Here is a 23,540-nt window from a genome sequence, read left to right on the forward strand (position 1 = left end):
CCTCCGGCCCCGCTTGTGCGTGAGACAGCTCACACATTGCGCCAATAAACGATCGGGCGAAAGCGCCGTCAAAACCCGCCACCGATCACACTCCCTTGCCGCCAGTCCGCTCCTTTCCTCTTCTTGATCGCCAAAAGGGCTTCTTTTGATGCCTTTCCCTCCGGATTTCCACTTCGAATCGGAAAAAACCTGCCTCCTCCCGCACTCTCCTCCGCTTTATGGTGATCCCATCTTTTCTGCCAGCCTGGAGAGCAGACCTTGAATACCGACACCCATGACGCCCCCCTGACCCCGGACAGCCCGGCACTGCTGCGCAAGACCGACCTGACCCTGGCCCGCATTCACAACCTGCTGGCGGATCAGGGCATATGCCCCAACGACGTGCAGCAACAGATGCTGGCCTCCCACGTCAAGGCCATGGTGTGGCGCTCCTACAGCGGGGAATCCCTGCCGGAGGTCGACCTCAGCCTGTTCGAGGAGATCTCCCCCCTCTCCCTGCGCCTGGCAGAGCAGGTCGTTGCCTGGCTCGACCGCCTCGCCTACGAGGAGGCACACCTCTTGTCCGTCCATTTTGAAGTGGCCAAAGAAAACGAACTCAGCTCAGTAAAAGGAGAACGCTAAATGACTGCCATCAAACTCGTGATTGGAGATCGTCTCGGCAAGGGTCAGAAAGTGGGGGCGGGCGCAGAAGCCGCCGGCGCCACCGTGACCGTCATCCCCGGCATGGCCGCCGACATGAAGCTCGGTGATGTGATGAACAAGGAGCAGGCCGACCTTGGCATCTCCTTCTGCGGCAGCGGTGGCGCGGGCGCCATCACGGCCCAGACCAAGTACGGCTACAAGTGCCGCTACGGCATGCGATCCATCGAGGAGGGTGTCACCGCCATCAACGAGGGGTGCGTGGTACTGGGCTTCGGCTTCATGGACAAGGAAGAGCTGGGCCAGAAGCTGATCGAAGCCTTCGCCAAGAAACACGGACGCGCCTGATGAAAGAACACTTCACCACTCGGATCACGGTCAACGGCAAGGGGGCGACTCGCCAGCAGGCGTTCGCCGCCGCCCTCAGCCAGGTGCAACCCAGCCTGCTCAAGGAGAGCCCCAAGGTGATGCTGCGCCTCGAACCCCTCGAAGTCGAGGTGCTCGAGGCCGAAGAGTCGGTACGGGTGGAGAAGTTCCTGTTCTTCTTCCTGCCACGCCAGCGCCATGAGTTCCGGGTCCAGCTGGCGATCACCGTCAAGGTCACCAGCCTGGATGTCGACAAGGTGGATTTCACCCGGGCCTGACCCCACAACCAAAAGGACAAGTTGGATGTTTCTAATCATTTTGATGAAGTCACTCATCATCGGCGGCCTGGTAGGCGTCGGGGTGGGGGCTGGCGCGGCGCGGATGTTCCACGCCCCGACCGTGCAGGGGATGGGCGCGTTCCGTACCCTGGGCGAGCTCAACTCCTGCGAAGGGGACCCCGCCTCCCACTTCTCGTTCGGCCTTGGCTTCTTCTTCAACGCCTGGGCCTCCACGGTCGCGGCCGGCGCCTTCACCCAGGACGTGGATCACCGCATCCTGCCGAACTGGGGTGCAGCGGCCCTGATGATCAAGAACCGGGATCTCGCCACCACCCTCCATGACCCGAAGAAGATGGCCATCTCCTGCGGCATCATAGGTGCCATCGTGGTCGCCTTCCTCAACAGCACGGCCGCCGCCGTGCCAGCCGCCCTGCAGGTCACCGCGGTCAAGGTACTGGTGCCCGCCGCCAACCTGCTGGTCAACACCGTCATGCCGGTGATCTTCTGGCTGGCCGCCATCGAGGCAGGCAAGAAGTCCGGCTTCTGGGCCACCATCTTCGGCGGTCTGGCCCAGCTCATCATGGGCAACGCGGTACCAGGCCTGGTGCTTGGCATCCTGATCGGCAAGGGGGTGGAGGAGAGCGGCTGGAACCACGTCACCAAGGTGATGATGAGTGCCATCGTCCTGCTGTTCGTGCTGAGCGGCTTCTTCCGCGGCTTTGACATGAAACTCATTGAATCCTTCCACCTGGGCGTTCCCCTGTGGCTGGAAAACGTCCACAACCTCATGAGCGGCAAATAAGGAAGCACACCATGGATGAGAAACTGAGAAACAACTTCTGGTATGCCGACTGGTCCTTCCCCATCTTTGTCGGTCTGCTCTCTTCCGGCGTCTTCGCCGGTACCCACATGTTCTACCTCTACGGGGTCGGCGCCTTCAACGAGGTGGCCTTCGTCGCCATGCTGAAAGCCGGCATGGACACGGGAGCCTATGGTGCAGTCGCCGCCTTCGGTGCCAGCTTCCTGTTCGCCCGCATCATCGAGGGCTCCCTGGTGGGCATCCTCGACATCGGCGGCGCCATCCAGACCGGAGTCGGCCTCGGGGTGCCCGCCCTGCTGCTGGGGGCCGGCATCGTCTATCCGGTGGAAAATTTCACCGCTTCCCTGATCACCGGCATGGGGATTGGGATGGCCATCGGCTACGTGATCATCCTGGCGCGCAAGTTCACCATCAACCAGAGCAACTCCACCTACGGCGCAGACGTCATGATGGGGGCTGGCAACAGCTCGGGCCGCTTCCTCGGTCCCCTCATCATCCTCTCCGCCATGGGCGCCTCCATTCCCATCGGGATAGGCTCCCTGCTGGGTGCCCTGCTGTTCTACATCTGGGAGAAGCCCATCACGGGCGGTGCCATTCTGGGGGCCATGCTGTTCGGGACCTTCTTCCCCATCGCCCTGGCTTAATCCAAGGCCGTCTCTTGGGCGGCATTCAAGAACCTGTTTGCGCTCTGTCGCGAGAGGTCGTCAGCAAGGTGAAGAGCAGCACATGAGCCTTGGAAGCGGCCTCGCAGTAAGAGCGCAAGCAGGTTCCAAGAGGGATATCAGCATGTACGACATGATCATCAGGGCGGGACGCCTGGGAAACGGGCAGCTTGTCGACGTCGCCATCAAGCATGGCAAGATAGCGGCGCTGGGTTCGCTGCCAGAGAGCACGGAGGCGAAGCAAACCCTCACTCTGGGCGGGCAGGTCCATGTGAGCGCCGGCTGGATCGACGGCCACACCCACTGCTACCCCGCCTCCCCCCTCTATCACGATGAGCCGGACAAGGTGGGGGTGGCGTCCGGTGTCACCACCGTCATCGACGCCGGCAGTACCGGGGCCGACGACGTGGACGACTTCCAGCGCATAGCCGCCACCTGCAAGACCCGGGTGCACGCCCTGCTCAACATCTCCCGCATCGGCCTGCTGCGCCAGAACGAGCTGGCGGATCCGGCAGACATCGATCCCGCCCTCGCCCAGGCGGCCATCCGGCGCCATCCCGGCTTCATCGTCGGCATCAAGGCTCGCATGAGCGGCAGCGTGGTGGGTGAGAACGGTCTGCTCCCCCTGCGCATGGCCAAGCAGATCCAGCAGGCCAATGGCAACCTGCCACTGATGGTGCACGTGGGCAACACGCCGCCGGATCTGGACGAGATCGTCGCCCTGCTGGGGGAGGGCGATCTGCTGACCCACTGCTTCAACGGCAAGCCCAACCGCATCCTGACCCCGGCGGGTGAACTGCGCCAGGCGGTGCGCGAGGCGATGTGGCGGGGACTCTTGCTCGACATCGGCCACGGCGGCGCCAGCTTCAGCTTCGAAGTGGCGGAGCTGGCCATTGCCCAGGGGATCCTGCCCCACACCATCAGTTCAGACATCTACTGCAAGAACCGCATCAAGGGGCCCGTCTACAGCCTTGCCCACGTGATGTCGAAGTTCTTCGCCATCGGCATGACCCTGGAGCAGGTGCTCGCCTGCGTCACTCACCAGGCCGCCGATGCCCTGCGCCTGCCCGGCAAGGGGCGACTCGAGGTGGGCGCCGATGCAGACATCACCCTGTTCGATGTGAGCTGCGGCCCCACTCTCTTTACCGATACCGAGGCCGGCACCCGCAACGGTGACCGGCAACTGCTCCCTCTCGCCGCCCTGGTGGGCGGCGAACTGGTTCTGACTCACTACGGGAAATCACACCATGCCTTCTGTGTATGAGAAATACCGGCTCAAACCTGTGATCAACGCCTCCGGGCGCATGACCATCCTCGGCGTCTCCACCCCCGAGCAGGAGGTGGTCGATGCGGTCAACTTCGGCCTCGGCCACTACTTCGAGGTGAAGGATCTGGTCAACAAGACCGGCGCCTACCTGGCCGATCTGCTGGGCGTTGAAGATGCGGTGGTGGTCTCCTGCGCCAGCGCCGGCATCGCCCAGTCGGTGGCCGCCGTGATAGTGCGCGGCGACCCCTATCGCCTCGAGCAGTTGCATGCTCATGCCCACGACGTGCCGAGCGACATCGTGCTGCCCAAGGGCCACAACGTGAACTTTGGTGCCCCCGTCGGCACCATGGTCAACCTGGGGGGCGGCAGGGTGGTGGAGGCAGGCTACGCCAACGAGTGCTCACCCGCCCAGCTGGCCGCCGCCATCCATGCCAATACCGCCGCCATCCTCTACATCAAGTCCCACCACTGCGTGCAGAAGAGCATTCTGTCGGTGGCCGAGGCGGCCGAGGTGGCCAAGGCCCACGGGATCCCGCTCATCGTCGATGCAGCGGCCGAAGAGGATCTGCGTCTCTACTACAACCAGGGTGCGGATCTGGTCATCTACAGCGGCGCCAAGGCCATCGAAGGGCCCACCAGCGGCCTGGTGATCGGCAGACGTCAGTATGTGGAGTGGGTCAAGCAGCAGGCTGGCGGCATAGGCCGCGCCATGAAGGTGGGCAAGGAGGGGATCCTCGGCCTGACCCACGCCATCGAGCGCTACCTGGCCAAAGAGAAGGAGAGCGGCGCCGCCATGGTCGCCAAGATGACCCCCTTCATCGAGCGCCTCAACCAGCTGCCCGGCGTCAGCGCCAAGGTGGTGTGGGACAGCGCCGGGCGCGACATCGCCCGCACCGACATCGCCTTCGACCACCAGCAGATCGGCATGACCACGGCGGAAGTGGTCTCTCGTCTGCAACAGGGTACCCCCGCCGTCTACTGCCGCGGCTACAAGGCCAACGAGGGGCACATCGAGATAGACGTGCGCAGCGTCACCCTGCCCCAGCTCGACCAGATCCACTCCGCCATTGCCCACCTCGTTCAGGAGAACAACTGATGTCTCTTACCCCCAATTACTACCGCGATCGGGTCTGCCTCAACGTGCTGGCAGGTTCCAAAGAGAATGCCGTCGACATTTATGAGGCTGCCGAGGGCCACGTCCTGGTCGGTGTGCTCTCCAAGAACTACCCGGACATTCCCTCTGCCGTCGCCGACATGCAGGCCTACGCCAAGCTTATCGATAACGCCCTCTCCATCGGGCTGGGGGCCGGCGATCCGCGCCAGTCCGCCATGGTGGCCGAGCTGGCTCGCCAACTGCAGCCCCAGCACGTCAACCAGGTATTCACCGGCGTCGGCGCCAGCCGGGCATTGCTCGGCCAGTCTGACACCCTCGTCAATGGACTTGTCTCTCCCACCGGCACCCCGGGGATGGTGAAGATCTCCACCGGCCACCTCAGTAGTCAGCAGCCCGATGGCATCGTCCCCATCGACACCGCCATCGCCCTGCTCAAGGACATGGGCGGCAGCTCGGTCAAGTTCTTCCCCATGGGCGGGCTGACCTGCCGCGCCGAATATCAGGCGGTGGCCGAGGCCTGCGCTCGCCACGGTTTCTGGCTGGAGCCCACCGGCGGCATCGATCTCGACAACTTCGAGGAGATAGTGCGGATTGCGCTGGATGCCGGGATCGAGAAGGTGATCCCCCACATCTACAGCTCCATCATCGACAGCGCGAGCGGTCAGACCCGTCCCGAGGACGTGCGTACCCTGCTGGCCACGGTGAAGCGGCTGCTGGCCTGACAGCCCTCAGGCACCGGTCCGATCACTCACCGGTGCCTGGCTTGTTAATGACCCGCTTGTTAACATCGATTTTTCATTCCGCGACAGGAGTCCGTTCCCCCCTCATGATCAAGCTGCCCCACCCCAGACTCCATCAACTGCTCACCCTGCTCCACGCCGAGCCGCTGCCGCAGGAGGAGCTGGCCCGCCGCCTCAATGTCTCCACCCGCACCGTGCGCACCGACGTGGCGACCCTGAACGAACTCATCACCACCCGGGGCGCCCACCTGATCCACCAGCGCGGCAGCGGCTACCAGCTCAAGATCTACAATCAGGAACTGTTCGAGGCGCTGCTGGCGGCCCAGGAGCAGGAGAGCGGCTTGCCCCGCACCAGCCGCGAGCGGGTGCTGCACCTGCAGATCCTGCTGTTGACGGCAGAGCAGGGCATCAAACTCGACGAGCTGGCGGACACCTGGTATCTGAGCCGGGCGGCATTGCAGGGGGACATGGCGGAAGTACGGGAGCGGCTCGCCCACTTCGGGCTCACCATCGACAGCAAACCCAGGGTGGGGATGCGCATTGCGGGAAGCGAGATGGCGATCCGCGCCTGCCTCACCCAACTGCTCTGCCAGGAGCTGCTGCACCAGCATCCGCTCCAGAGCCTGTTGCCCACCCTCTGCCCCAGCAAGACGCTGGAGGTAGTGGGCAACCACATTCACGAGCAACTCGGTCGCCATCAGCTACGCCTGGCCGACGAGAGCCTGCAGCAAGTCACCGTCTACTGTGCCGTCGCCCTGCTTCGCCAGGCGTCTGGCCACGAGTTGCGCCAGTTTGCCAGCGACGACATCACCCCGCCCCTGGCAGTGGTCGCCCGCGACATCTATGGCGAGCTGCCGACCCTGACTCCGCCGGGGGAGGAGGAGATAGCCTGTCTCGCCATCCAGATCCAGGCCCGCCTCACCGCCGATGCCCCCCAGCTCAGCCCGGCCATGGCGGCCGAGAGCGAACAGCTGGTGGAACATCTGCTGGCCTACATCCACCAGCACTACCCCTATGACCTGCGCGGCGATCTGCAACTGCGGGCCGACCTGCAGACCCATATCAGCGCCATGCTGCTGCGGGTCAAATATCAGATCGGCAGCCACAATCCGCTGGCGGACCACATCAAGCAGTACTATCCCCTCGCCTACGACATCACGCTGGCGGCCATCTCGGAGTGGATCAGGCAGACTCCCTATCGGCTAACCCACCACGAGATAGGCTATCTGGTGATCCACATCGGGGTCGGACTGGAGCGCCACTACGACATCGGTTACACCCGCCGTCCCCAGGCGCTGCTGCTGTGCGATGCGGGCAATGCCACCTTCCGGGTGCTGGAGGCCCGCATCAAGCGGGAGTATCCCCAGTTGCAGCTGACCATGCTGGAGTCGGTGCGGGATTACGAAGGGCTGGCGCGGATCGAGCAGGACTTCGTCATCAGCACCGTCAAGGCCGGCGAGAAGAACGTGCCCGTGGTGCAGGTCGCCCCCTTCCCGACCCAGTACCAGCTGGAGCAGCTCGGCAAACTGGTGCTGGTCGATCGCACCCGCCCCTACCTGCTCGACAAGTACTTCGATGCCGACCACTTCATGGTGGTCACCGAACCGCTCAGCCAGGCTGCACTGTTTGATCGCATCTGCAGCCAGCTTGAGGCGGAGGATCTGGTGGAGAGCGGATTCCGGGGATCCTTGCAGGAGCGGGAGCGAATTGTCTCAACCATGCTGGGGGACGGCATCGCTCTGCCCCACTCCCTCGGCCTGCTGGCGCGCCGCACCCTGGTCTATACCGTGCTGGCCCCCCAGGGGATCGATTGGGGCAACGGCGAGAGCGCTACCCTCATCTTCGTGCTGGCCATCGCCAAGGCGGATTATGAGGAAGCCATGGGACTTTATGATCTGTTTCTGGCACTGATGAACGAAAAAGCCAGCAGAAGTCTGCTGGCTTGTCGGGATTTTGCCGCTTTCAAGGCGCTGGCTCGTAGCGCACCTTGAGCACGCCGAGGCGTATTACTCCTCATTGAAGCCCGAGGTGAACAACGCCACCACGGCGGCCAAGGCCTCCACCTCTTCGGGGCCCTCCACCTGCACCTCCACCTGTTTGCCCTGGGCGGAGTCCAGCATCAGCAGGCCGATCACGCTGTCCGCGTCGGCCTCGACCCCCTCTTCGTTGCGCAGCAACACGTGGGCATCGAACCCCTGCACCAGCTCGAACAGCATCATGGCCGGTCTGGCATGCATGCCCAGTTTGTTTTTCACTTCCACCGAGGCTGAGACGGTCATCTGATCTTCCTATTGGTCCATCAAAATTGCGGTGTACTCTTGTCGAGGGTGCGGTGGCGGATCTGGACGTTCTTGCCCAGCAGACGGAAGGCGCCGGCCAGCTGCTCGGCAATGAATACCGATCTGTGCTGGCCACCGGTACAACCGATACCGACCGTCACATAGCTGCGATTGTTGCGCTCCAGGTGAGGCAACCAGGTCGCCAGCATGTTCTCGATCTGCAGGATGAACTGCATCACGTCGGGCTGGCTGGAGAGGTAGCGGGCCACCGGCTCATCCTTGCCGGTGAAGGGTTTGAGCTCGGGGATCCAGTGCGGATTGGGCAGGAAGCGGGCATCGAACACGAAGTCGGCATCCTTGGGAATGCCGTACTTGAAGCCGAACGACTCGAACACCAGCACCAGCTCGTTCTCCTTCTTGCCGAGCACCCGGGTCTTGATGAGCTCGCTCAGGTCGTGAATGCTGAGGTTGGTGGTATCGATGCGCAGGTCGGCCGTCGAGGAGAGCGGTGCCAGCAGATGGGTCTCTTCCCGAATCGCCTCGTCCAGCGACAACTGATTGCGTGACAAGGGGTGCAGCCGGCGGCTCTCGCCGTAGCGCTTGAGCAGGGTAGAGTTTTCCGCATCGAAGAAGAAGCTCGAGAACTCCACTCGCCCCTCGTTGCGAACCTGGGCCAGCAGGGTTTCCAGCTTGTCCGGGCTCGCCGGCAGGTTGCGCACGTCGATGCTGACCGCCAGCTTGTCATATTGGCTCTCGACCGAGACGATCAACTGGGGCAGCAGGTTGACCGGCAGGTTGTCCACGCAGTAGTACCCGAGATCCTCGAGCACCCTCAGGGCCACCGTCTTGCCGGAGCCCGAACGACCGCTTACTACTATTAACTGCATCTTGTCCCCTCACGCCAACGTGGCTGTGTCAGACCCGGCCTCAGGCCGACGTCATGATCTGATAGAGTTCTTCGTCGCTGGTCGCCTGGCGCAGCTGGCGGCAGACGGCCTTGTCACCCAGTTTGGATGCCATCAGGGAAAGAGTCTTGAGGTGCTGCTTGCACTCGCTTTCCGGCACCAGCAATGCAAAGAGCAGGTCAACCGGTTGATTGTCGATAGAATCGAAAGGGATGGGCTCGGAGAAGGTCATCAACACGGCGGTCGGCGCGAAGGCGTCGTCAATCCGGCCGTGGGGGATGGCGATACCGGCTCCGATCCCGGTACTGCCCATCTTTTCTCGCGCCAGCAGGCTTTCAAACAGGACCTGGCGGGAAGCGCCGAGGCGCTCTGCGGCCAGTTCACTGATGATCTCGAGCGCGCGTTTCTTGCTGGTACAAGGGACCGCACTCTTGGTGCAGTCCCGACTCAGTATGTGTTCAAGTTGCATAGTTATTTTTGATTTAACTTATCTTTGTGCTTGATGATCTGCCGATCCAGTTTATCCAGCAGGGTATCAATCGCCGCATACATGTCGGCATGCTGCGAATTGGCGAACACCTCTCCCCCGCTGACATGCAGCTTGGCTTCAGCGATCTGGTTCAGTTTTTCGACGCTCAACACCACGTGTACGTTGTTGATATGGTCAAAGTGACGCTCGAGTTTGGCAAATTTGTTGTTCACATAATCACGCAGAGCTTCGGTAATCTCGACATGGTGTCCGGTCAGGTTAATTTGCATAACGTCTTCCTTTTGTTTGCCTAAACCAGGCGTTTGCGCTGATTGGATGGCGGGATCAACAAGGATTCACGGTACTTTGCGATCGTGCGTCTCGCCACCATAATACCCTGTTCGGCCAGCAAATCCGCGATCTTGCTATCACTAAGCGGCTTGGCGGGGTTTTCCGCCGTCACCAGCTTCTTGATCAGGGCGCGAATAGCGGTCGATGAGCACTCTCCTCCTCCCTCCGTATTGACGTGACTGGAGAAAAAAAACTTCAGTTCAAAAATGCCGCGGGGCGTATGCATGTACTTCTGGGTCGTGACCCGTGAAATGGTCGACTCATGCATCTCCACCGCTTCCGCGATGTCGTTGAGTACCATGGGTTTCATGGCCTCTTCGCCGTACTCGAAAAAGCCCTGCTGCTGCTCGACGATGCAGCTGGCCACCTTGAGCAGGGTGTCGTTACGACTCTCCAGGCTCTTGATGAACCACTTGGCCTCCTGCAAATGAGAACGGATGAACTGGGTATCCGTGCTGCTGCGGGCATTGCGCGCCATGGCCGCATAGGCCTCGTTGACACGGATGCGCGGAGCAGAATCCGGATTGAGTTCAACCACCCACTTGCTGCCCTTCTTGACCACGGACACATCCGGGATCACGTACTGGGATTCACTCTGGATGATGCCGTTGCCGGGTCTGGGCTCCAGTTGCTGGATGAGATCCAGCACCTCCTTGAGATCGCTCTCCTTGAGGCGGGTCTTGCGAGCCAGGGTGCGGTAGTCGCGATTGCCGAGCAGGTCCATGTGTTCGCGGATCACCTCTCTGGCTTCGTCGAGCCAGGGCAGGTCCGGCGAATACTGGCCGAGCTGGATCAGCAGACACTCTTGCACCGAACGGGCGGCGATGCCGACCGGATCGAAATGCTGCACCCGCTTGAGCACGGCTTCGATCTCATCCAGTTCGACTTCTACCTCCTCGCTGCTGACTGCAGCCTGAATATCCTCGAGGGTGGCAGTCAGATACCCGGATTCGTCGATGGCATCGATGATGGCAAGGGCGATGGCCGCATCCACATCACTGAACGGGGTGAGCCGCATCTGCCACAGCAGGTAGTCTTGCAGGTTCTCGGTGGTCTCCCCCTGATAGACGCTGTCTTCCCCGTCATGGATGGGGCCTGCACTCTGAGCTGTACCGGCCGAGTAGACCTCGTCCCAGGTGGTGTCCACCGGCAGTTCATCCGGCATGCTCTCCTGGGCCATGGCATCGCTGGAGTCGAGTTGACTGGCGTCCTGTGTCTCTGCCTGACTGGTTTCCTGCGCCTCGTTCTCCTCTTGCTCCAGCAAGGGGTTGTTGTCGAGCGCTTGCTGAATTTCCTGCTGGAGTTCCAGGGTGGAGAGCTGGAGCAGACGAATCGCTTGTTGTAATTGTGGCGTCATGGTCAGGGACTGACCGAGACGCAACTGTAATGTCGGCTTCATCTACGTCGGGATATCCTTATGTTCAGCGAGGCAGTCACCTAACAAAAATGAGGGGTGCCCCCTTACTATAGACTGAATTGATCGCCCAAATAGACGCGCTTGACCTGCTCATCGGCGAGGATATCGGCCGGCGCGCCCTCGGCAATCATCTTGCCGTGGCTGACGATATAGGCCTTCTCGCACACATCCAGCGTCTCTCTGACGTTGTGGTCCGTAATCAGCACACCCAACCCGCGCTCTTTCAGATGCTGGATGATCTTTTTGATATCGATGACTGAAATAGGATCAACACCTGCGAAAGGCTCATCGAGCAGAATAAATCTCGGTTCTGCCGCCAGCGCCCGGGCGATTTCCACCCGGCGCCGCTCCCCACCCGAGAGGCTCTGGCCCAGGCTGTCGCGGATATGGGTGATATTGAACTCTTCCAGCAACTGTTCGACCTTATCCTCCCGCTCTTCGCGGCTCAACCCCTTGCGGGTCTGCATGACCCCCATCAAGTTGTCGAACACCGACAGGCGCCGGAAGATGGAGGCCTCCTGAGGCAGATAGCCGATGCCATTGCGGGCACGGATATGCATGGGCTGCAGGCTGATGTCCTGCTCGTCGATGGTGATGAGGCCGGCATCCCGCTGCACCAGGCCCACGATCATGTAGAAGGAGGTCGTCTTGCCCGCACCGTTCGGGCCGAGCAGGCCCACGATCTGGCCCGTTCCCACCTCCAGGCTCACATCGCTGACCACCATGCGGCGCTTGTAGCTCTTTTGCAGACCCGTTGCTTTTAACACTGCCATGGCTGTTGTTTCCTACTTCTTCTGATCGGCGGGTTTGTCAAAGTTCTCCACCTGATCCGGCAGGAACACCGTCTTGACGCGCTGGGTGGGCCCCTTGCTCTCGGCAATCATCTTCTGCTTGACGATGTCGTAGCGAATGAGATCGCCGGTCACCTGGCTGTCTTCCTGCTTGAGCTGGCCATTGCCGGTGATGGTCACCAGCCGGTTCTTAAGCTCGTAGCGGATGCTGTTGCCATGGGCATTAACCGGTTTGCCGTTGTCCAGCACCTGGAAGAAGGTGGCTGGGTTGCCATACGCGGTCATGACCTCGGCGCCCTTGTCGCCGGAGCGGATCACCACCACCTTGTCGGCCTTAATCTTGATGGTGCCCTGGGTGATGATGACATCCTCGCTGAAGGTGATGCGGTTGTCCTGCATCTCGGCCACCTGCTTGACAGCATCCACATAGACCTTCTCGGCAAAGTCGGACTCTTTGGCATTCAGGGAACCGCACAGCAACAGGGCCGTGAGGGCCAGATTAACGTTTTTCATTGAAATAAGTGGCATGGCCTTTATCCAGTAACTCGAAATATTTACGCTCCAGGTGACCCTTGAGGCCAACGCCCTCGGTCTGGAACTCCTGGCCCACAATGCTGATGTGCTGGTTGCTTCTCATCCCCTGCGTCACCAGATCCAGCTCCAGATAGGAGGTATCCAGCGTGGAGATGAAGGAGGCGGGCAGCAGACCGTCCAGATGCACCTTGTCACGGAGGATCACATTGTCATCGGTGTTGAGCACCCCGGTTTCGGCCGTCAGCTTCCATTCGGCCGCGCCCTTGTCATCGAACATGTAGACCACCGGCTTGGTGAAAGTGGCCTGCTCGAGCACCTGGTAGTACTCCGCATATTCGGATTCCAGCCGCTCGGTGCGCTTGCCCTGCTCGTTGAAGCGGGTCGTCACCAACTCTCTGGCGGTGAAGTCCGGTTGAAAATTTTCCGTCTTGGTGGTCGGCTCGGGGACCAGCTCGATCTCCCCCAGCTGCCAGGCCGCCAGCGCAGCCAGAAACAGCAGGCCGAACAGCACAGTCTGTTTGTTCATCGCGACGCCTCGGGTTGATAGTCAGCCAATCCCTGGGCCTGCAAGATCAGGTCGCACACCTCGCGCACGGCCCCGACGCCACCGCCAAGCCGCGTCACCAGATCCGCCTTCGCCAGCACAAGCGGATGGGCGTCGGCAACGGCGATACCCAGGCCGCAAGCCTGCATCACCGGTAGATCGATGGTGTCATCTCCCATATAGGCGGCTTGCGATGCATCCAGCCCGAGCTTGGTCAGCAAGGCCTCGAAGTGGGGCAGCTTTTGGTCTGCACCCTGCACCAGGTGCTGGACTCCCAGACTCTTCATGCGATCGCTGACGATGCGGGAGTTTCGCCCCGTGATGATGGCAATCTCGATGCCCGCATTGAGCAGGGCACGCATGCCGGCACCGTCACGGGTGCAGAAAGTCTTCAGCTCTTCGCCGTTATTGCCCATATAGATGAAGCCGTTGGAGAGCACCCCATCCACATCGCACACCAGCAGGCGGATCTGCGCCGCCTTCTCGTACTGGCTGCGCGTCACCGGACCATAGAGGGTCGGTACGTCTTGCATCAAATTACTCCGGCTTTCAGCAGGTCATGCATGTTGAAGGCACCCAGCGGGTGTCTCTCCCCATCCACGACCAACAACCCGTTGATTTTCCTGGTTTCCATCAGCTTGACGGCCTCGGCAGCCATCATCTCAGGCCCTACGGTAACACAGTTCACCGTCATGACGCGGCTGATGGGGGTGTGATGAATATCCACCTGCAGGTCCAGAATGCGGCGCAGGTCACCATCGGTGAACAGACCGGCAAGCAGCCCTTGATCGTCCACCACCGCCGTCATGCCGAGCCCCTTGCGGCTCACTTCCAGCAGCGCCTGGCTGATGGTGGCATCTATCCCCACCTTGGGCAACAGCTCGCCGCTGTGCATCAGATCGCCCACTCGCAACAGCAACCGCTTGCCGAGGGACCCGCCCGGGTGCGACAGCGCAAAGTCATCGGCGGTGAAGCCACGGGCCTCCAGCAGGGCCACGGCCAGCGCGTCCCCCATCACCAGGGTGGCGGTAGTGCTGGATGTCGGGGCCAGACCGAGGGGGCAGGCCTCTTTCTCCACCTTGATGCACAGGTGCACGTTGGCCTCTTTCGCCATGGTGGAAGCAGGATTGCCTGTCATGCAGATGAGTGGAATGCCGCGGCGCTTGAGCACCGGCAGCAGGGCCAGGATCTCGTCGCTCTCGCCGGAGTTGGAAATGGCGATGATGAGATCCCCGGCTGAGATCATGCCGAGATCCCCGTGGCTGGCCTCGCCCGGGTGCAGGAAGAAGGCGGGCGTTCCCGTGCTGGCCAGGGTCGCGGCAATCTTGTTGCCGATATGACCCGACTTGCCCATGCCGGTCACCACTATCTTGCCGCCACAGCGCAGCACCATCTCGCAGGCGCGCTCGAACGCCTCGTCAAGGTACTGGTAGAGTCCATCAATGGCTTGTTTTTCTATGTCCAGCACCGCTCGGGCGCTGCGACGGAAATCGAACAATTCAGACACTTTTTCAGGCTTTACAGACATAAAGGCACAGCTCCGGGCCGAAATTTGCTGCGGGATTATAAAAAAGTCTGCCGAGATAAGCGAATCGGATGCGGAATGGGCGGTCATTGACGCAGGTTGTTACATAAAACTGTCGCGTGCTTGGGGGGGAAACCCGCTCAATAGTTGTTCCTCGCTGTTGCTTAGACCTAGACTAGCCCATAAAATTCGCTCTTCATTTATACCGGATGGACAATTGTTTGAACGATGACCTGATCACCATCTCCGACCTGACCTTCAGTCACGGGGATCGGCTGCTGTACGACAGGATCAACCTGACCATTCCCCGTGGCAAGGTCACCGCCGTCATGGGTCCGAGCGGGATCGGCAAGACCACCTTGCTGCGCCTGATCGGGGGCCAGCTCAAGCCTGAGTCCGGTCACATCCTGTTTGACGGGGAAGACGTTCCCACGCTCTCCCGTTCACGCCTGTATGAAGTGCGGAAACGGATGAGCATGCTGTTCCAGAGTGGCGCATTGTTCACCGGCATGACCGTATTCGACAACGTGGCCTTCCCGCTGCGGGAGCACTCCGGCCTGCCGGAAGAGCTGATCCGCACCATAGTCATGATGAAACTGCAGGCTGTCGGTCTGCGCGGGGCGGCCAAGCTGATGCCGTCCGAGCTCTCCGGTGGCATGGCGCGTCGCGCGGCCCTGGCGAGATCCATCGCGCTGGATCCGGATCTCATCATGTATGACGAGCCCTTCGTGGGGCAGGACCCCATCACCATGGCGGTGCTGGTGAAGCTCATCAAGGAGCTCAACGATGCCCTCGGCATCACCTCCGTCATCGTCACCCACGACGTGAAGGAGGTGCTGAGCATCGCCGACTACGCCTACATCATCGCCAACCGCAAGGTAGTGGCACACGGCACACCGGAGCAGCTGCGCGAGGAGCACAATCCCGAAGTCGAGCAGTTCCTCAAGGGATTGCCCGACGGTCCTGTTCCGTTTCATTTTCCGGCAGGCGACCTGCTACAGGATCTGTGATGTTGACAAGTCAGATAAGCAAGTTGGGCCGCAGCGGTGTGCGTTTCATCAACGCCGTCGGCCGGGCAACCATCATGCTGTTTCATGCACTGGCAGGACGACCCCAGCCACGCAAGCACTTCCCGCTGCTGGTGCAGCAACTGTATGTGGTGGGAGTGCAATCCGTCGCCATCATACTGGTGTCCGGCCTCTTCATCGGCATGGTGCTCTCCCTGCAGGGTTACAACGTATTGAAGGATTTCGGCGCAGAGCAGAGCCTGGGGCCTCTGGTTTCCCTCTCCCTGCTCCGTGAGCTGGGTCCTGTGGTCACCGCCCTGCTGTTCGCCGGTCGTGCGGGCTCCGCCCTCACCGCCGAGATCGGCCTGATGAAGGCCACCGAGCAGCTCTCCAGCCTGGAGATGATGGCGGTCGATCCGCTGCGTCGGGTCGTGGCGCCCCGCTTCTGGGCCGGGGTCATCAGCATGCCGCTGCTGGCCTTCATGTTCAGCCTGATCGGCATCTTTGGCGGCAAGCTGGTTGGTGTCGACTGGCTGGGGGTGGACGAAGGCAGTTTCTGGTCCGCCATGCAGGCCTCCGTCGACTGGCAGGACGACATCATGCAGGGCGCCATCAAGAGCCTGATCTTCGCCCTGGTGGTGACCTGGATAGCGCTCTTCAACGGCTATGATGCCAAACCGACCTCGGCCGGGATCAGTCAGGCGACCACCCGTACCGTGGTTCACTCATCCCTGGCCGTGCTCGGTCTGGATTTTATACTCACCGCAGTCATGTTTGGATAAGGGAAAGATGAAGTTCAGCAAAGTAGAATTTCTGGTTGGCGCCTTCATGCTGGCTGGCATCGCGGCCATTCTGGCATTGGCACTGCAAGTGGCGGGATTGAGTTTCAAACCGGAAGGAGAAACCTATACCCTGCGCGCCCATTTCGATAATATCGGCGGCCTGAAAGTACGCTCGCCGGTCAAGGTCGGCGGCGTCGTCGTCGGTCGTGTCAGCGACATCACCCTGGATCCCAAGAGCCAGGTCCCCATCGTTTCCCTGCAGATGCAGAAGAGTGCCGGCGAGTTCTCCGAGACCAGCACCCTCTCCATCCTGACCTCTGGCCTGCTCGGTGAGCAGTACATCGGTCTGGCACCGGGGTTCAGCGATGAGGAGATGGGCACCAGCATGCTCAAGGATGGCGACATGATCGAAGACACCAAGTCCGCCATCGTGCTGGAAGATCTGATTGGCAAGTTCCTCTACAGCCAGTCCTCCCCGGCCAACACACCCGCAACCAAGGAGTAACCATGTTCAAGAAGATCGCCCTGATGCTGGGTCTGATGACCAGCATGCTGTTCTCCCTCGTCGCCCGTGCGGATGTCAACACTTCGGACCCCTATGCCCTCGTGGATCAGGCCGCCCAGCAGACCTTTGCCCGCCTGAAAGCCGATCAGGCCCAGGTGAAGAGCAACCCCGATCACCTGCGCGTCATCATCCGCGAGGAGCTGCTGCCCTACGTGGACAACCGCTTCGCCGCCTACAAGGTGCTCGGCAACCAGATCAAACAGACGACCCCTGCCCAGCGTGACGCCTTTGTGGACGTCTTCACCGAGTACATGGTGAGCTCCTACGCCGACGCCCTGGCACACTTTGACAAGCAGACCGTCAAGGTCCAGCCCGGCAAAGCCGCCGAGAGCAACATCACCGCCGTCAACGTCAGCGTGAAAGAGGCCGGCAAGCCGGACATCTTCCTCGAGTTCAAGCTGCGCAAGAACAACAAGACCGGCGAGTGGAAAGCCTTCGACATGGTTGCCGAAGGGATCAGCCTGCTCTCCGCCAAGCAGAACGAGCTGGGCGGCCTCATTCGCCAGAACGGCATCGATGCGGTGATCGCCCAGCTGCGTGAACACAACGCCAAGCCGCTGGTGATCAAGTCATGATCCTGAGCGGTGACTTGCAGGCCCCGCAGGTCAACGATCTGTGGCAACGCCGCGCCGACTGGTGGCAGGACGATCGGCTCGAACTCGGTGCCGTCACTACCCTGGATTCCGCCGGCCTTGCCCTGCTGGTCAAGTGGGCCAAGGCGGCACTGGCACGGGGTGCCACTCCGACACTGGTGGGTGCCTCCAACGATTTCCATACGCTGGCCAACCTCTACGGGGTGGCCAGCCTCTTTCATTCAACCCCGCTCACAACTGAGGACTCATAATGCAAGTCTCTGAAATTGAAGCGATACTCCTCGAGGCTTTGCCATTGTCCGAAGTCCATGTCAAAGGGGACGGCAGTCACTACCAGGTGATCGCCGTCGGCGACATGTTTGACGGCATGAGCCGGGTCAAGAAACAACAGGCCATCTATGCCCCGCTGATGGACAAGATCGCCACCAACGAGATCCACGCTCTCTCCATCAAGGCCTATACCGACGCCGAGTGGAAACGCGAGCGTAAATTCCAGCTGCCCTCCTGATTTGGTAAAGAAGTAAACCATGGACAAATTCAAGATCACCGGCCCCTGCACCCTCTCCGGTGAAGTGACCATCTCCGGCGCCAAGAATGCCGCCCTGCCCATCCTGTTTGCCACCCTGCTGTGTGACGAAGAGGTTCAACTCTCCAACGTACCGCGCCTGAAAGACGTGGGTACCACCCTCAAGCTGCTGGAGATGCTGGGCGCCACCACCAAGGTCAACGGCAACGTGACCGTGCTGACCGGTGCGGTAAACAATCATGTCGCCCCCTACGAGCTGGTGAAGACCATGCGTGCCTCCATCCTGGCCCTGGGCCCGCTGGCAGCCCGCTTCGGTGCAGCAGACGTCTCCCTGCCCGGCGGCTGTGCCATCGGTGCCCGCCCGGTCAACCTGCATGTCCACGGCCTGGAGCTGATGGGCGCGAAGATCGTCATCGAAGAGGGCTACATCAAAGCCCGCGTCGACGGCCGCCTGAAAGGTGCCCACATCCTGATGGACATGGTTTCCGTGACCGGTACCGAGAACCTGATGATGGCCGCCACCCTGGCTGACGGTCGCACCGTGATCGAAAACGCCGCCCGTGAGCCGGAGGTGGTCGATCTGGCCAACTTCCTCAACGCGCTCGGAGCTAACATTCAGGGCGCCGGCACCGATACCCTCACCATCGACGGCGTAGAACGTCTGCACGGTGGCAGCTACAGCGTGCAGCCCGATCGCATCGAGACCGGCACCTTCCTGGTGGGCGCCGCCGTGACCGGTGGCAAGATCACCTGCCGCAACACCGACCCCAGCCTGCTGGAAGCCGTACTGGTCAAACTGGAAGAGGCTGGCGCCCTGATTGAAAAGGGTGACGACTGGATCACCCTCGACATGACAGGTCGCACCCTGAAACCTGTCACCATCAAGACCGCCCCCTACCCGGCGTTCCCGACCGACATGCAGGCACAGTTCACCGTGCTGAACGCGGTCGCCCAGGGCACCGGCATGGTCACCGAGACCATCTTCGAGAACCGCTTCATGCACGTGCCCGAGCTGGTACGGATGGGTGCCGACATCGAACTGCAGGGCAATGTGGCCATCTGCCGCGACACCCAGCAGCTCAAGGGTGCCCAGGTGATGGCGACCGATCTGCGCGCCTCCGCCAGCCTGGTGCTGGCCGGCTTCGTGGCCGAAGGGGCCACCATCGTCGATCGCATCTATCACATCGACCGTGGCTACGAAGACATCGAGCACAAGCTGCAAGGCCTGGGTGGTCGCATCGAGCGCATCAAGGAATAAGCTGGCTTCACCATGAGCCGACCATAAAAAGGCCCCCTCGCCAGGCGAGGGGGCCTTTTTCATGACTCCGAATGGCGGTCCCCCCTTCTCCCCTTGCGGGAGAAGGGGCGGAGATGAAGGGAGACAAGCAGACACCCTTTCCCCGAGGGAGAGGGTCAAGGGCTCAGGCGGTCAGCCGCTCCAGCTCGCCGATAAGCCAGATGGCCTCCTGGCGATGGGAGCCGCACACGTCCGCCATGGGGCGAAAGCCGCCGCACACCGCCGGGCGCTCCGGCTGGCCGAAGATCTTGCACCCCAGGTGCGCATCGAGCTGCACACAGGGCACACCGGCGGGCTTGCCGTCCGGCATGCCGGGAATGGCACTGCTGATGCTGGGGGCGATGCAGCAGGCACCACATCCCTGACGACATTCCATGTGATGTTTCCTCTGTGGGGCACTGCAGTGTAGCAAGGAGTCCGGTTTCTCCTAAGCCTTATCCCTGCCCGGGCACCCTGGCGCCCTGCAGAGCGCAAAAAGCCCGGCAGTGCCGGGCTTTTTGCTGCGGGAGTCAGCACATCACAGGATGATGTCGCGTACCACGCTGTCCTTGCGATCCAGGAAGTGGATCGACTTGATGCGACGGCATGAGAGTACGTGACTTGCCGCTACCGCCATCCTCCTGCTTACAGGATGATGTCGCGTACCACGCTGTCCGTGCGATCCAGGAAGTGGATCGGCTTGATACGACGGCATGAGAGTACGTGACTTGCCGCCACCGCCATTCTCCTGCTTACAGGATGATGTCGCGTACCACGCTGTCTTTGCGATCCAGGAAGTGGATCGACTTGATACGACGGATGGTGCGCGATTTACCGCGGATCAGCAGGGTCTCGGTGGTCGCCATGACGCCGTCGCTGGTGATCCCTTCCAGCAGATCACCCTTGGTGATGCCGGTGGCCGAGAAGATGACGTTGTCATTCTTGGCCAGATCTTCGAGCTTGAGCACCTTGCTCACGTCGATGCCCAGCTCCTCGCAGCGCGCGATCTCCTGTTCACCCAGGGCGCGAACCTCGGGGCTGTCACCCTTGACCTGGTGGCGGGGGATCAGACGAGCCTGCATGTCGCCGTCCAGGGCGCGGATCACCGCGGCGGAGATCACCCCTTCCGGCGCGCCACCGATGCCGTAGAGCATGTCCACTTCGCTGTCCGGCAGACAGGTGAGGATGGAAGCGGCCACGTCACCGTCGGGAATGGCGAACACCCGCACCCCCAGGCCCTGCATCTCCTTGATCGCCTTGTCATGACGCGGCTTGGCCAGGGTGATGACGGTCAGACGGGAGAGGGGCTTGCCGAGCGCCTTGGCCACGGCCTTGAGGTTCAGCTCCAGGGCCTGATCGAGATCGATGGCGCCTCTCGCCTTGGGGCCCACGATCAGCTTTTCCATGTACATGTCGGGGGCCTTGAGGAAGGATCCCTTGTCGCCCACCGCCAGCACGGCCAGGGCATTGGCCTGACCCATGGCAGTCATACGGGTCCCCTCGATGGGGTCGACCGCGATGTCCACGGCGTCGCCCTGACCCGTGCCCACCTTCTCGCCGATGTAGAGCATGGGGGCTTCGTCGATCTCCCCTTCGCCAATCACAATCTCGCCATCGATCTGGATCTGATTGAGGATGTGACGCATGGCCGCCACGGCCGCGCCATCGGCGATATTCTTGTCACCACGTCCGAGCCACTTGTAGCCAGCCAGTGCAGCCGCTTCCGTCACTCGGGAAAATTCGATTGCCAGTTCACGTCTCATCGCATATCCAACCTTAGGAGCTCGAAAACGGGCGGCATTCTACCACAAGGGCAAACCTTTGCGCGTAAAAGTGGCGACCAGCCACATAAATCCCGGTTTTCATCCCGCTGACATGGAACCGACACGGTTTGTTCATTGCACGGTCACCCGACTGTCATCTGTCACTTCTAGCATGGCCCCGTCTTTTAAAACAAAAGCTTGCAACACAAGGGATCATGATGAAAAAGCTGACAGTAGTAGCATTGGCTCTTACCGCCGCCTTCCAGGCTCAAGCCGTCGAAGTGTACAAAAACGAGAGCACCCTGCTCGACCTCTACGGCCGCATCTACGCCGGCCAGTTCTTCGGCGAGAAGAAAGAGCTGGACGCCAACGGTGACATCAAGAACGAATACAGCGACAAGCAGGGGGCCAACCAGTTTGTCCGTCTGGGTGCCAAGGTAGAGAGCGAGATCAACCCGGGTCTCAAGGCGCTGGCCCAGTACGAACTGCAGATGTACATCAACGACAGCGAGAAGACCGTCAGCGAGAACTCCGACAACCTGCGCACCCGTCTGGCGTTCGCCGGTGTCGGCGCCAACTGGGGGACCGTCACCTTCGGTCGCCAGAAGGGGGCTCCTGGCTTCCTGGCGGACTGGACTGATGTCTCTCTCTCCGATGGTTACGGCAACGAGGCACTGGGCGCCAAGACCGACACCTTCGCCACCAACCGCGCCGGCTCCGTGCTGAAGTACTCCGGCCTGTTCAACGGTTTCCAAGTAGATACCAGCTACAAGTTCGATGGCGGTGACACCGAAGAGACCTCCAGCAAGGACAGCGATGCCGCCTACGGTGCCGCCGTGGCCTACACCTTCCCGTTCAACCTCTCCCTGGGGACCGCCTACAACGTGGGCATCCGCGACAAGAGCGGTGAAGAGGATGCCAAGCTGTGGCTGCTCTCCGCCAAGTACGACAACAAGGCCCTCTACGCCGCTCTGAGCTATGCCGACGGCAGCGACTTCCTGGCCACCGGCAAGGATCACACCGGCTGGGAAGGGGCGCTGGGTTACAACTTCGAGAGCGGCTTCGGCCTGATGGCCCTGTGGAACAAGCAGAAGGTGGAGCAGGCTGGCAAGTCTGACTACGACTCCATCGACTACTACACCCTGGGTGCCCAGTACAAGTTCAACAAGAACCTGCGCGTCATCGGCGAGTACCGCATCAACAACCTCGACAGCCATGACAGCGGCAAGCTCAACACCAAGGATGACTTCCAGCTGGCGGCCCGCTACGACTTCTAAGTCGGCAACCACCTGACGACACGGCGCGCAGAGCACTCTGCGCGCCGTTTTTTATTGCGTCAGGCCAGGGATTTGTACGCCGACACCAGCAACAGCATGGGGCGCTCCGCCTCCTCCGCCAGGGCCGGGGTGGCCGCAATCTGCGCCGCCGTCGGCCCCCACTCCTCCACGCGGCGGATCTGGAACCCGGCGGCGACAAGGGCATTGAGGTAGGTGCCCAGGGTGCGGTGATACTTGATCACCCCCTCCGCCAGCCAGTTGCTGACCCGCTTGCCCTCCGCCTGATAGCCGTTGATGGGCCAGGAGCGGCGTCCCTCTGCATCCACCAGCCAGCCCTGCGGCTGCGGGCAGGTGAAGATGGGGTGCTCCACCGAGAACACCAGGCTGCCGCCAGCCACCAGCGCACGGTGGATCTCCGCAAACAGCGGCGCCACCTCAGGCAGGTAGTGCAGCGCCAGGGAACTGTAGATGAGATCGAAAGGTTCATCGGACAGCGCAAGACCGTCCAGATCCCCCTGCCGATAGCGGATGGTCTCATCCCGGGTCAGCTCGGCGGCACGGGCCAGCATCTTCGCGGAGAGATCGATACCGACCACATCGGCAGCCCCGAGATCTCTGGCTGCCCGGCAGAACCAGCCATAACCGCAGCCCAGATCCAGCACCCGCTTGCCGGCAAGATCCGGCAGCATGGCGTGCAGCGCCGGCCACTCCGGCGCCCCCGCCAGCCCGTGAAGGGAGCGTGGCAGTTGGGCATAGCCCTCAAAAAACCCTGGTTCATCATAGATATTTTGTGACATTGCACTGTTTCCTCTTGAAGATGGTCAGCCTCTCTGGCCAACGACACGGCCCTTGCCAAGCATACCCGTCGGTCATGACAGACCATAAAAAAAGCAGAGACCCGGGCGGGCCTCTGCTCTGTCTCGCACCCGCAGCCTGGCTGCGGGGCAACAAAAAAGGCCATAGACGAGGCAACGTCTATGGCCTTGGTTCAGTCGTGCGGCAAGGTCACGGCTCCCGCGAGGTAGCGAGATCCGGTCGTCACTGCACGAT

General features: G+C 61.4%; 30 protein-coding genes. 17 read left to right on the forward strand and 13 right to left on the reverse strand.

The window, feature by feature from the left end:
- Positions 1-258: 258 nt before the first annotated feature.
- From AB5Y54_RS05725 to AB5Y54_RS05765, 9 genes are all read left to right on the forward strand, one after another.
- Positions 259-621 carry a transcriptional regulator gene (locus AB5Y54_RS05725; RefSeq protein ID WP_103259449.1) on the forward strand — a complete coding sequence of 121 codons (363 nt, stop codon included), beginning with the start codon at positions 259-261 and terminating at the stop codon, positions 619-621.
- Positions 622-987, forward strand: a complete 366-nt coding sequence (locus tag AB5Y54_RS05730) for an SFCGS family glycine-rich protein (protein ID WP_010675860.1) — start codon at positions 622-624, stop codon at positions 985-987. It begins immediately after the preceding gene.
- A complete protein-coding gene (locus tag AB5Y54_RS05735; protein ID WP_368153359.1) occupies positions 987-1,283 on the forward strand; it encodes a DUF4312 family protein in 297 nt (98 codons plus the stop codon). The genes AB5Y54_RS05730 and AB5Y54_RS05735 overlap by 1 nt, the downstream gene beginning before the upstream one ends.
- Positions 1,284-1,308: 25 nt before the next feature.
- Positions 1,309-2,085: a DUF4311 domain-containing protein gene (locus AB5Y54_RS05740; protein ID WP_368153360.1), complete on the forward strand. Its 777-nt coding sequence runs from the start codon at positions 1,309-1,311 to the stop codon at positions 2,083-2,085.
- Positions 2,086-2,096: 11 nt separating this feature from the next.
- Positions 2,097-2,747, forward strand: coding sequence for a DUF4310 family protein (locus AB5Y54_RS05745; RefSeq protein WP_041211843.1), 651 nt, complete (start codon positions 2,097-2,099; stop codon positions 2,745-2,747).
- A 142-nt stretch (positions 2,748-2,889) separates the two neighbouring features.
- A complete protein-coding gene (locus tag AB5Y54_RS05750) occupies positions 2,890-4,029 on the forward strand; it encodes an amidohydrolase/deacetylase family metallohydrolase (protein WP_324045149.1) in 1,140 nt (379 codons plus the stop codon).
- Positions 4,013-5,128: a DgaE family pyridoxal phosphate-dependent ammonia lyase gene (locus AB5Y54_RS05755; RefSeq protein WP_124812729.1), complete on the forward strand. Its 1,116-nt coding sequence runs from the start codon at positions 4,013-4,015 to the stop codon at positions 5,126-5,128. The genes AB5Y54_RS05750 and AB5Y54_RS05755 overlap by 17 nt, the downstream gene beginning before the upstream one ends.
- Positions 5,128-5,868, forward strand: coding sequence for a KDGP aldolase family protein (locus AB5Y54_RS05760; protein WP_368153361.1), 741 nt, complete (start codon positions 5,128-5,130; stop codon positions 5,866-5,868). The genes AB5Y54_RS05755 and AB5Y54_RS05760 overlap by 1 nt, the downstream gene beginning before the upstream one ends.
- 104 nt (positions 5,869-5,972) lie before the next feature.
- Positions 5,973-7,877, forward strand: coding sequence for a transcription antiterminator (locus AB5Y54_RS05765; protein WP_368153362.1), 1,905 nt, complete (start codon positions 5,973-5,975; stop codon positions 7,875-7,877).
- Between the two features lie 15 nt (positions 7,878-7,892).
- On the opposite strand, the gene npr is transcribed toward AB5Y54_RS05765, so the two are convergent.
- The 10 genes from npr to AB5Y54_RS05815 all read right to left on the reverse strand — a co-directional run bounded on the left by npr (position 7,893) and on the right by AB5Y54_RS05815 (position 14,704).
- Positions 7,893-8,165, reverse strand: coding sequence for a PTS phosphocarrier protein NPr (gene npr, locus AB5Y54_RS05770; protein WP_005305943.1), 273 nt, complete (start codon positions 8,163-8,165; stop codon positions 7,893-7,895).
- A 20-nt stretch (positions 8,166-8,185) separates the two neighbouring features.
- Positions 8,186-9,052 carry an RNase adapter RapZ gene (gene rapZ / locus AB5Y54_RS05775; RefSeq protein WP_279976251.1) on the reverse strand — a complete coding sequence of 289 codons (867 nt, stop codon included), beginning with the start codon at positions 9,050-9,052 and terminating at the stop codon, positions 8,186-8,188.
- 40 nt (positions 9,053-9,092) lie between these two features.
- Positions 9,093-9,539 carry a PTS IIA-like nitrogen regulatory protein PtsN gene (gene ptsN, locus AB5Y54_RS05780; protein ID WP_010675870.1) on the reverse strand — a complete coding sequence of 149 codons (447 nt, stop codon included), beginning with the start codon at positions 9,537-9,539 and terminating at the stop codon, positions 9,093-9,095.
- 2 nt (positions 9,540-9,541) lie between these two features.
- Entirely contained in the window at positions 9,542-9,829 is a 288-nt protein-coding gene (hpf, locus tag AB5Y54_RS05785) for a ribosome hibernation promoting factor (RefSeq protein ID WP_005305957.1), read from the reverse strand.
- A 20-nt stretch (positions 9,830-9,849) separates the two neighbouring features.
- The gene (locus AB5Y54_RS05790; protein ID WP_041211850.1) at positions 9,850-11,289 is read right to left on the reverse strand and encodes an RNA polymerase factor sigma-54; all 1,440 of its coding nucleotides are present in this window, start codon (positions 11,287-11,289) and stop codon (positions 9,850-9,852) included.
- A 65-nt stretch (positions 11,290-11,354) separates the two neighbouring features.
- Complete coding sequence (gene lptB / locus AB5Y54_RS05795; RefSeq protein ID WP_010675872.1) at positions 11,355-12,080, reverse strand: LPS export ABC transporter ATP-binding protein; 726 nt, start codon at positions 12,078-12,080, stop codon at positions 11,355-11,357.
- 12 nt (positions 12,081-12,092) lie between these two features.
- The gene (lptA, locus tag AB5Y54_RS05800; protein ID WP_010675873.1) at positions 12,093-12,611 is read right to left on the reverse strand and encodes a lipopolysaccharide transport periplasmic protein LptA; all 519 of its coding nucleotides are present in this window, start codon (positions 12,609-12,611) and stop codon (positions 12,093-12,095) included.
- Positions 12,598-13,158: an LPS export ABC transporter periplasmic protein LptC gene (lptC, locus tag AB5Y54_RS05805; protein ID WP_039040473.1), complete on the reverse strand. Its 561-nt coding sequence runs from the start codon at positions 13,156-13,158 to the stop codon at positions 12,598-12,600. The genes lptA and lptC overlap by 14 nt, the downstream gene beginning before the upstream one ends.
- Entirely contained in the window at positions 13,155-13,709 is a 555-nt protein-coding gene (gene kdsC, locus AB5Y54_RS05810) for a 3-deoxy-manno-octulosonate-8-phosphatase KdsC (protein ID WP_041211851.1), read from the reverse strand. Before kdsC ends, lptC begins: the two co-directional genes overlap by 4 nt.
- Positions 13,709-14,704, reverse strand: a complete 996-nt coding sequence (locus AB5Y54_RS05815) for a KpsF/GutQ family sugar-phosphate isomerase (RefSeq protein WP_029314845.1) — start codon at positions 14,702-14,704, stop codon at positions 13,709-13,711. The genes kdsC and AB5Y54_RS05815 overlap by 1 nt, the downstream gene beginning before the upstream one ends.
- A gap of 206 nt (positions 14,705-14,910) precedes the next feature.
- Between AB5Y54_RS05815 and mlaF the strand changes: the two genes are divergently transcribed.
- Genes mlaF through murA form a run of 7 tightly spaced genes read left to right on the forward strand, consistent with a single transcriptional unit; the run spans position 14,911 to position 19,432 of the window.
- Positions 14,911-15,711: a phospholipid ABC transporter ATP-binding protein MlaF gene (mlaF, locus tag AB5Y54_RS05820; RefSeq protein WP_029314846.1), complete on the forward strand. Its 801-nt coding sequence runs from the start codon at positions 14,911-14,913 to the stop codon at positions 15,709-15,711.
- The gene (gene mlaE, locus AB5Y54_RS05825) at positions 15,711-16,490 is read left to right on the forward strand and encodes a lipid asymmetry maintenance ABC transporter permease subunit MlaE (protein ID WP_010675878.1); all 780 of its coding nucleotides are present in this window, start codon (positions 15,711-15,713) and stop codon (positions 16,488-16,490) included. Before mlaF ends, mlaE begins: the two co-directional genes overlap by 1 nt.
- Before the next feature lie 7 nt (positions 16,491-16,497).
- Positions 16,498-16,995 carry an outer membrane lipid asymmetry maintenance protein MlaD gene (gene mlaD, locus AB5Y54_RS05830; RefSeq protein ID WP_010675879.1) on the forward strand — a complete coding sequence of 166 codons (498 nt, stop codon included), beginning with the start codon at positions 16,498-16,500 and terminating at the stop codon, positions 16,993-16,995.
- 2 nt (positions 16,996-16,997) lie between these two features.
- Complete coding sequence (mlaC, locus tag AB5Y54_RS05835) at positions 16,998-17,630, forward strand: phospholipid-binding protein MlaC (RefSeq protein ID WP_039040470.1); 633 nt, start codon at positions 16,998-17,000, stop codon at positions 17,628-17,630.
- Positions 17,627-17,899, forward strand: a complete 273-nt coding sequence (locus tag AB5Y54_RS05840; protein ID WP_010675881.1) for a lipid asymmetry maintenance protein MlaB — start codon at positions 17,627-17,629, stop codon at positions 17,897-17,899. The genes mlaC and AB5Y54_RS05840 overlap by 4 nt, the downstream gene beginning before the upstream one ends.
- The gene (ibaG, locus tag AB5Y54_RS05845; protein ID WP_010675882.1) at positions 17,899-18,156 is read left to right on the forward strand and encodes a BolA family iron metabolism protein IbaG; all 258 of its coding nucleotides are present in this window, start codon (positions 17,899-17,901) and stop codon (positions 18,154-18,156) included. The genes AB5Y54_RS05840 and ibaG overlap by 1 nt, the downstream gene beginning before the upstream one ends.
- Before the next feature lie 19 nt (positions 18,157-18,175).
- The gene (gene murA, locus AB5Y54_RS05850) at positions 18,176-19,432 is read left to right on the forward strand and encodes a UDP-N-acetylglucosamine 1-carboxyvinyltransferase (RefSeq protein ID WP_041211853.1); all 1,257 of its coding nucleotides are present in this window, start codon (positions 18,176-18,178) and stop codon (positions 19,430-19,432) included.
- Between the two features lie 163 nt (positions 19,433-19,595).
- Here the strand turns inward: murA and AB5Y54_RS05855 are convergent, their stop codons facing one another.
- Positions 19,596-19,847: a YkgJ family cysteine cluster protein gene (locus tag AB5Y54_RS05855; RefSeq protein ID WP_010675884.1), complete on the reverse strand. Its 252-nt coding sequence runs from the start codon at positions 19,845-19,847 to the stop codon at positions 19,596-19,598.
- Positions 19,848-20,202: 355 nt separating this feature from the next.
- Positions 20,203-21,213, reverse strand: coding sequence for a class II fructose-bisphosphatase (gene glpX, locus AB5Y54_RS05860; RefSeq protein ID WP_039040467.1), 1,011 nt, complete (start codon positions 21,211-21,213; stop codon positions 20,203-20,205).
- 218 nt (positions 21,214-21,431) lie between these two features.
- Here glpX and AB5Y54_RS05865 point away from each other — a divergent pair, with 218 nt between their 5' ends.
- Entirely contained in the window at positions 21,432-22,490 is a 1,059-nt protein-coding gene (locus tag AB5Y54_RS05865) for a porin (protein ID WP_029313567.1), read from the forward strand.
- Between the two features lie 59 nt (positions 22,491-22,549).
- On the opposite strand, the gene AB5Y54_RS05870 is transcribed toward AB5Y54_RS05865, so the two are convergent.
- Complete coding sequence (locus tag AB5Y54_RS05870) at positions 22,550-23,287, reverse strand: bifunctional 2-polyprenyl-6-hydroxyphenol methylase/3-demethylubiquinol 3-O-methyltransferase UbiG (RefSeq protein ID WP_201985864.1); 738 nt, start codon at positions 23,285-23,287, stop codon at positions 22,550-22,552.
- Positions 23,288-23,540: the final 253 nt, after the last annotated feature.

It is taken from the genome of Aeromonas sp. s9 (genome assembly GCF_040907765.1).
GTDB classification, from domain to species: Bacteria; Pseudomonadota; Gammaproteobacteria; order Enterobacterales; family Aeromonadaceae; genus Aeromonas; species Aeromonas caviae.